The sequence below is a fragment of the Pseudomonas sp. GM74 genome, from assembly GCF_000282455.1.
GTDB lineage: Bacteria > Pseudomonadota > Gammaproteobacteria > Pseudomonadales > Pseudomonadaceae > Aquipseudomonas.
Window position 1 is genome coordinate 1 of the sequence record NZ_AKJG01000139.1, and the last position, 5,919, is coordinate 5,919.

Annotated in this window: 5 protein-coding genes; all 5 read left to right on the forward strand. The window is 60.9% G+C overall.

Annotation, left to right across the window (positions count from 1 at the left end; genetic code table 11):
• Positions 1–494: 494 nt before the first annotated feature.
• Entirely contained in the window at positions 495–1,400 is a 906-nt protein-coding gene (gene ltnD, locus PMI34_RS04480) for an L-threonate dehydrogenase (RefSeq protein ID WP_008053135.1), read from the forward strand.
• 10 nt (positions 1,401–1,410) lie between these two features.
• On the forward strand, positions 1,411–2,709 hold the full coding sequence (gene otnK / locus PMI34_RS04475; RefSeq protein ID WP_008053137.1) for a 3-oxo-tetronate kinase: 1,299 nt from the start codon (positions 1,411–1,413) through the stop codon (positions 2,707–2,709).
• Between the two features lie 8 nt (positions 2,710–2,717).
• Positions 2,718–3,356 carry a 3-oxo-tetronate 4-phosphate decarboxylase gene (gene otnC / locus PMI34_RS04470; protein ID WP_008053138.1) on the forward strand — a complete coding sequence of 213 codons (639 nt, stop codon included), beginning with the start codon at positions 2,718–2,720 and terminating at the stop codon, positions 3,354–3,356.
• A 189-nt stretch (positions 3,357–3,545) separates the two neighbouring features.
• The gene (locus PMI34_RS04465; protein WP_008053139.1) at positions 3,546–5,006 is read left to right on the forward strand and encodes a GntP family transporter; all 1,461 of its coding nucleotides are present in this window, start codon (positions 3,546–3,548) and stop codon (positions 5,004–5,006) included.
• Between the two features lie 21 nt (positions 5,007–5,027).
• Positions 5,028–5,810, forward strand: coding sequence for a 2-oxo-tetronate isomerase (gene otnI / locus PMI34_RS04460; protein ID WP_008053140.1), 783 nt, complete (start codon positions 5,028–5,030; stop codon positions 5,808–5,810).
• Positions 5,811–5,919: the final 109 nt, after the last annotated feature.

Genomic DNA, 5,919 nt, shown 5'->3' on the forward strand with positions numbered 1-5,919 from the left:
CTGTAAACGATGTCTCCGGTTTCTACCCTACCAACTACCCCCCCCTCGCATCATCAAACCTGCTTCTCAGCACGCCAGTGGTCATCGGCTGTCCGGTATCCATGACCACCAGTCGCGTCGATCTAATCCTGTTCCCTGTGTTTCGAGCCACTCTCACATCACTCAAGACGAGCCACTCTTTGCGGCCCGACTGCTTTTGGCTGCTTGTAATCCGTAGGGAGACCCCATCTCGTTCCTGTGCGGCGAGGCGATGTTAAAAAATGTTATGAATAAAAAATACTTCACATAATCCGATCACTGGTAGATGATCTGCACCAGCCGGTATGACAACCTGATAACACGACAAAAAAGGATGGCCGTGATGTTCCGTCCTGAATCACGGCGCCCTTCGGCTGGTTGGTCTGCACGGTGCTGATTCTGTCTGGCCCTATTCACAAGGCGGCCAACGTCTGTGCCTCGCAGGCGGCAGTCGCTGCTTTCCACTGGAGTACCCCATGAATAACAAGAATGTCGGTGTAGTCGGTCTGGGCGCGATGGGCCTGGGCATTGCCCGCTCGTTGTTGCGCAGCGGTTTCAATGTGCATGCCTGTGATGTGCGCACTGCCGTGACAGAGCAGTTCGCCGGGGAGGGCGGTGTGGCTTGCCTGTCACCGTCGCACATGGCCGCTGAGTGTGACGTGATCATTACCGTGGTGGTCAACGCCGAGCAGACCGAGACCGTATTGTTTGGTGAGGGTGGGGCCGTGGCCTCTCTGCGCCCGGGCAGCCTGGTGATCGGCTGCGCCACAGTCGCTCCGACCTACGCCGTGGATCTTGGCCAGCGCCTGGCCGCGCTGGGCCTGCTGTATCTGGATGCCCCGATTTCCGGTGGCGCGGCCAAGGCTGCCGCTGGCGAAATGACCATGATGACTTCGGGCCCGGCCGACGCCTACGCCAAGGCTGAGTCGATCCTGACTGGCATGGCCGGCAAGGTCTATCGCCTGGGTGACGTCCATGGCCTGGGTTCCAAGGTCAAGATCATCAATCAACTGCTGGCCGGGGTACATATTGCCGCCTCTGCCGAAGCCATGGCGCTGGGCCTGCGTGAAGGGGTCGATGCCGATGCGCTGTATGAGGTGATCACCCACAGTGCCGGTAATTCCTGGATGTTCGAAAACCGCGTGCCGCACATTCTCAAGGCTGACTACACGCCGTTGTCCGCCGTGGATATTTTCGTCAAGGACCTGGGCCTGGTGCTGGATACCGCCCGGGCCAGCAAATTCCCGTTGCCGCTGTCGGCCACCGCTCACCAGATGTTCATGCAGGCATCCAGTGCCGGCTTCGGTCGTGAGGACGACTCGGCGGTAATCAAGATTTTCCCGGGCATCGAATTGCCAACCGCCAAGCCTGAGCCTGTTTGAGGAACACCCCATGACTATCTCCACCGCACGCCCGCTGCTGGGCTGCATCGCTGACGATTTCACCGGCGCCACGGACCTTGCCAACATGCTGGTGCGCGGCGGTATGCGCACCGTGCAAAGCATTGGCATTCCGAGCGCGGAAGTGGCGGCCGGGCTTGATGCCGATGCAATCGTCATTGCCCTGAAGTCGCGTACCACGCCGGTCGGCGAAGCAGTCGAGCAGTCCCTCGCTGCGCTGGCCTGGTTGCGCGAGCAAGGTTGCGAGCAAATTTTTTTCAAATACTGCTCGACGTTCGACTCCACCGCGGCCGGCAATATCGGCCAGGTCAGCGAAGCGCTGCTGGCCGCACTGGGTAGCGACTTTACCCTTGCGTGCCCGGCGTTCCCCGAAAATGGCCGTACGATCTTTCGCGGCCATCTGTTTGTACAGGATCAACTGCTCAGCGAATCGGGCATGCAGAACCACCCGCTGACGCCAATGGCCGATGCCAATCTGGTGCGCGTCCTGCAATCGCAGACCCGTCTGAATGTCGGCCTGTTGCGCTACGACACGATCGCCCGGGGCACTGAGCAGGTGCGGGCACGAATCGCTGAACTGAGGGCTCAAGGTGTCGGCATGGCCATCGCCGATGCCTTGTCGGACAGCGATCTGTACACCCTCGGCGCCGCCTGTGCCGATCTGCCGCTGTTGACGGGTGGTTCGGGGCTGGCCCTGGGCCTGCCGGAAAACTTCCGTCGCGCCGGCAAGTTGCGCGACCTCGACGCCTCGAAACTTCCGTCGGTGTCCGGCGGGGAAGTGGTGTTGGCCGGTAGTGCTTCGATCGCCACCAATGGGCAAGTGGCGGCCTGGCTCGATGCTGGTCGTCCAGCTTTGCGGATTGATCCGTTGGCCTTGGCGGCGGGGAAACCGGTGGTGGCGCAAGCCTTGGCCTTCGCCCGTGATAATGAGCAAACCGTATTGATCTACGCCACCAGTTCACCGCAAGACGTCAAGTTGGTGCAACAGCAACTGGGCGTCGAGCAGGCCGGTAGCCTGGTGGAAAACGCTTTTGGCGAAATCGCCCAAGGCTTGCTCCAGAGCGGCGTGCGCCGCTTCGTGATTGCCGGCGGAGAAACCTCGGGTGCTGTGGTTCAGGCGCTGGGTGTACAGCTGTTGCAGATCGGCGCGCAGATCGATCCGGGTGTACCGGCGACCGTCAGCAGTACCGAGGAACCTTTGGCGCTGGCACTCAAATCGGGCAACTTCGGTGGCCGGGATTTCTTCAGTAAAGCCTTGAACCAACTCGCCCAGGCCGGGGGTGCACAATGAGCTGCGCAATGAGCAACGAGAACGCCCTGCGCGAAGAAATCTGTGAGGTTGGCCGCAGCCTTTACGAGCGCGGATACACTGTCGGCAGCGCCGGCAATATCAGCGCGCGCCTGGATGATGGCTGGTTGATCACGCCAACGGATGTGTGTCTCGGGCGTCTTGATCCGGCAACCATCGCCAAGGTCAATCTGGCGGGTGAATGGGTGTCTGGCGACAAGCCTTCAAAGACCCTGGCGCTGCATCGCCAGGTCTACGACCGCAACCCGAATGTCGGCGGCGTGGTGCATACCCACTCCACCCATCTGGTGGCGTTGACGCTCGCAGGCGTCTGGCAGGCGGACGACATTCTGCCGCCGCTGACGCCGTATCAGGTGATGAAAGTCGGGCATATCCCGTTGATTGCCTACCAGCGACCCGGTTCGCCGAAGGTTGCCGAACAGGTCGCGCTGCTGGCCAACAGCGTTCGTGGCGTGATGCTCGAACGGCTTGGACCGGTGGTCTGGGAGAGTTCGGTCTCCAGGGCCAGCTACGCCCTGGAGGAGCTCGAGGAAACCGCGCGGCTCTGGTTGATGAGCAATCCCAAGCCTGAACCGCTGGATCAGGTGGCGCTGGACGAACTGCGAACAACCTTTGGTGCGCACTGGTAAAGCGCTGCCATAGCACGACAGATCAACAATGCAGGCTCAGCCCGGGAGACGCACAGCGACTCTTGACGGCCCCGGCTTGCCTTAAAAAACAATAACAACAGGAAATCCAAGCATGACTCACCTTCACTGCGGCAGCTTCAGATCCAGTGGCAGAACCCTTTCATTTACCCGGTGTGGAGGGTTTGTGAAATGAGCCCGTTAATCCTGATGATTACCGCCGGGGCAGGCATCGCGCTGTTGTTGTTCCTGGTGCTCAAGTACAAGTTCCAGCCCTTCGTGGCCTTGATGCTGGTGAGCATTCTGGTGGCGCTGGTGGCCGGTGTTAAACCGGCCGATCTGGTGGCGACCATTGAAGGCGGCATGGGCAAGACCTTGGGTCATATCGCGATCATCATTGCCCTTGGCGCGATGATCGGGCGGATCATCGAGCTTTCCGGCGGTGCCGAGGCGCTGGCCAAGACGCTGATTACCCGTTTCGGCAACCGGCGTACGCCCCTCGCGTTGACGATTGCCGGCTTCATGGTCGGGGTGCCGGTATTCTTCGAGGTCGGCGTGATCATCCTCATGCCGCTGGCCTATGGTATTGCCCGGCGTGCACGAAAGCCGCTGTTGGTGTTTGCGTTGCCGATGTGCGCTGCGTTGTTGACCGTTCACGCCTTCCTGCCGCCGCACCCGGGTGCAGTGGCCGCTGCCAGCCAATTGGGTGCGGACCTGGGTCGCGTGCTGATGTTCGGTTTGCCGATCACCGCGTTCCTTTGCTTTGTCGGCTACCGCGTGGCCGGGCGCATGACCCGTCGAGCGTACCCGATGACCGACGATATTCGTGCCGAGGTCTATGGCCCGCATGTTACCAACGAGGATCTGGCGGCCTGGTCCAATGGCAATGACATCAGCGCTGAGCGAGCGGCTGAAGCCGTGTCACACATGGGCCTGGAAGAGTCGACCAGCAGCATCGTTTCCAGATTGCCGCCGGCACCGGCACCAGGTTTTGGCCTGATCGTCAGCCTGATCCTGCTGCCCATCATTCTGATTCTGTTGGGGACGCTGTCTACCTCGTTGCTGCCTGCCGAATCGACTCTGCGTGGCATCATGACCGTGCTCGGTGCGCCACTGGTGGCGCTGCTGATCGACACCTTGCTGTGTGCCTGGCTGCTGGGTTCGCGCCGGGGCTGGAGCCGCACTCAGGTATCGGACGTGATCGGTTCGGCGTTGCCCGGTGTGGCCATGGTGATCCTGATTGCCGGCGCCGGTGGCGTGTTCGGCAAGGTGCTGGTGGATACCGGGATCGGCGCCGTGGTCTCCGATATGCTGCGCACCACCGGTCTGCCAGTGCTGGCCCTGGGCTTTCTGCTGACCATGCTGTTGCGCGCGGTGCAGGGCTCGACCACGGTGGCGCTAGTGACCACTGCCGGCATCATCAGCCCGCTGATTGCGACACTCGACCTCACCCCGAACCACATGGCCCTGCTGTGCCTGGCCATGGGCGGTGGCGGGTTGGCCATGTCCCATATCAATGACGCCGGTTACTGGATCTTCACCAAGCTGTCAGGCCTGAACGTGGCTGACGGTCTGCGCACCTGGACAGTGATGACCACTTTGCTCGGTACCTTGGGTTTCTGTATTACCCTGCTGATCTGGCCCTTTGTCTAACCCTTTATCTCAGGAGCTACCATGCCTCGTTTTGCTGCCAACCTCAGCATGCTCTACCCGGAACATGAGTTTCTGGATCGCTTCGCCGCCGCTGCCGCTGACGGCTTCGAAGCGGTGGAGTACCTGTTTCCCTACGACTACAGCGCTGAAGAACTCAAGCAACGCTTGAGCGACAACGGCCTGGTGCAGGCCCTGTTCAACGCGCCGCCCGGTGATTGGGCCGCGGGGGAGCGGGGCACGGTGTCGTTGCCCGGCCGGGAGAGTGAATTTCGTAGCGGTTTTGATCGTGCCCTGGATTACGCCGGCGTATTGGGCAATTCACGCATCCATGTCATGGCCGGGCTGTTGCCGTCGGAAAGCGATCGCCCAAGGCATCACGGCGTGTACCTGGAGAACCTCGCCTACGCCACCGCCCGGGCGGCCAAGGCAGGCGTCACCGTATTGCTCGAACCGATCAATACGCGAGACATGCCAGGCTTTTTCCTCAACCGCCAGGATCAGGCTCAGGCCATCTGCAAGGAAGTGGGCGCGAGCAACCTGAAGGTTCAGTTTGACTGCTACCACTGCCAAATCGTCGAGGGTGACCTGGCGACTAAACTGCGTCGGGACTTCGACGGAATCGGCCATATCCAGATCGCCGGCGTGCCGGATCGGCATGAACCGGACCTGGGGGAAGTCAATTATCCCTATCTGTTCGACCTGATCGACCAATTGGGTTATGACGGCTGGGTAGGGTGCGAGTATCGGCCGCGAGGCAATACGTCCGCCGGCTTGCAGTGGTTACGCGACTGGAAAGCGCGTTAAGAAACTTGTAGGAGCAAGCTCGCTCCTACAAATCAGGCCAGGAGCCTAATGCCAGTCAGTTAAGCAATTTCAGCCGCGACATCTTTGTAGCAGCTGCCGAGCCCGCGAG

Coding starts and splice junctions, on each gene's coding strand:
- otnC (WP_008053138.1), top strand. CDS start 2,718: ATGAGCAACGAGAACGCCCTGCGCGAAGAAATCTGTGAGGTTGGCCGC.
- PMI34_RS04465 (WP_008053139.1), top strand. CDS start 3,546: ATGAGCCCGTTAATCCTGATGATTACCGCCGGGGCAGGCATCGCGCTG.
- ltnD (WP_008053135.1), top strand. CDS start 495: ATGAATAACAAGAATGTCGGTGTAGTCGGTCTGGGCGCGATGGGCCTG.
- otnI (WP_008053140.1), top strand. CDS start 5,028: ATGCCTCGTTTTGCTGCCAACCTCAGCATGCTCTACCCGGAACATGAG.
- otnK (WP_008053137.1), top strand. CDS start 1,411: ATGACTATCTCCACCGCACGCCCGCTGCTGGGCTGCATCGCTGACGAT.